Genomic DNA, 1676 nt, shown 5'->3' with positions numbered 1-1676 from the left:
AGATAGATGTTGCAAGTATTTGCCAGGGGCTAATTCCATTATGAAATCCGAAACTAATCTTTCATACCTATAGAAGTAATTTTCATATTCATAACGGTTCCTTCCCCAACCGATCAATGAGTGAATATCGCCTGTCAGTTCTTCAAAAAAATCAGTGACCATTAGGTATTCGGCAGCTTGAAAGCCTCCCTCTTCAACCAACTGTTCTTCAAGCATGTATGGATCGACATATTGGAATTTAGGCTTATTCTTAAGATCTTTTGCCAAAATTCCAGCAATATAATACCTGACATGTAAATATAAAAAAAGTGAGTTACTTTCAAAAAAGCCATTGGCCTCTTCTTGCAATCTTGCGCGTATCTTCCAGCGCTGCTTGGCAAGCCGCTGTTCTTCTTGTCGCCTAAAGAATTTTTCCCTTGCATTTTTATATCTCTTCTCCCAATCTTCTTGATTATCAGCAAAGTTTTTTTTAATCCACGTTAAGCCATCAAACGGGCGATACTTCTTTAATTCGTTCCGGAACATGCTATTGATCAGTTTATGATCTGAGCCTTCCGTTACAAATCCCCTTTCGCTTAAAAACGCCTTTTTTTCCTTTCTTGGCACATCGTTTGATGCTTTATTTAGCCAAACATTTATCCAAATTTGCTCAATAAAAGTAGTCCTGTCTGATATATAAGCTGAATAAGAAGGCAGCGTCTCTTGATTCTCTAAATAAAAATCCATATCCTGGATTATTTTTTCCTTTGTATTCTCTATAGCAATAGGATATATACTTTCTAATTTTCCCATAATGATCCCCTTTTGAATTACCCAATATGTACTTTATTGCTTGCTTTTATCCTCCCCAAATTTTTTTTATAAATGAGCGCGATACATCCGTTTTATCAAAATTCATTTACCCTCACAAGTAGCTTTACATTCGAACGCTCCAGGGCAAATTAGAAAAGCATACGAAGCATGCACATCAAAGGTACTCTTCCCATTTCAATTACAGTATAATGCATGATAAATAGACTGATCATTGCCTTAGGCTTTATGGATCATGAAGTGATACCCATCCCGTAAATCCAGAAACGGATACAGAAATTTAGCTGGTTGATAATCCGGCGAAAGAAAATTTAATGATAGTAAAAAAATGCCGAAAATAAAGTAAAGGTCAATTTTTTAACTTTTTCATTTACATGATTCATCGATAAAACGAATCCAACCCCTTAATTGAGTTTAGTGGAAATCCGGACTACTGTCACGGTATTCAGATTCCGCTTTTGTGTCTTTGTCGTTCAATATGAAAATAACATCCGGAAAACTAAAAAGACTATAGATAAAAGAGGAGCCTGAGAATGATTCAGCAAGATATCAACTATTATAAAAATTTCGATTCTATCGCTAAAGAAGTATTAGCACTATTAGCCCAAACCATTGAGGTCAATACATTCTTCCTTTCTATATTGAATCCCATCCAGAGTTTTATGATCAAATCCTTCAATAGAAATGCAAAGTTGATTTGTGAAGGTGACATCCTTCCTTATAATATGGTTTATTGCAAATTAGTTGTTGAGAATGGTTTGGAACCTCTCGTTATCCCGAATTTGAGGGAACATGAATTGACTAGTGGCCATCCCGCAACGGAGTTTATAGGGAATGGGTGTTTTATGGGAGTCCCCCTAATAAAT

The 1676-nt window shown here is 35.8% G+C and carries 2 pseudogenes; one reads left to right on the top strand and one right to left on the bottom strand.

From position 1 onward, the window contains the following. Positions 1-792 (bottom strand): annotated as a pseudogene (locus tag ACFVSH_RS26350) (RNA helicase); the annotation flags it as partial. A gap of 551 nt (positions 793-1343) precedes the next feature. Here ACFVSH_RS26350 and ACFVSH_RS26345 point away from each other — a divergent pair. Beyond that, positions 1344-1676 (top strand): annotated as a pseudogene (locus ACFVSH_RS26345) (hypothetical protein); the annotation flags it as partial.

The sequence above is a fragment of the Peribacillus sp. NPDC058002 genome (assembly GCF_042886655.1).
GTDB lineage: Bacteria > Bacillota > Bacilli > Bacillales > DSM-1321 > Peribacillus > Peribacillus aracenensis.
The sequence above is the reverse complement of the archived record's forward strand: the minus strand, read 5'-3'. Positions and strand labels throughout refer to the sequence as shown.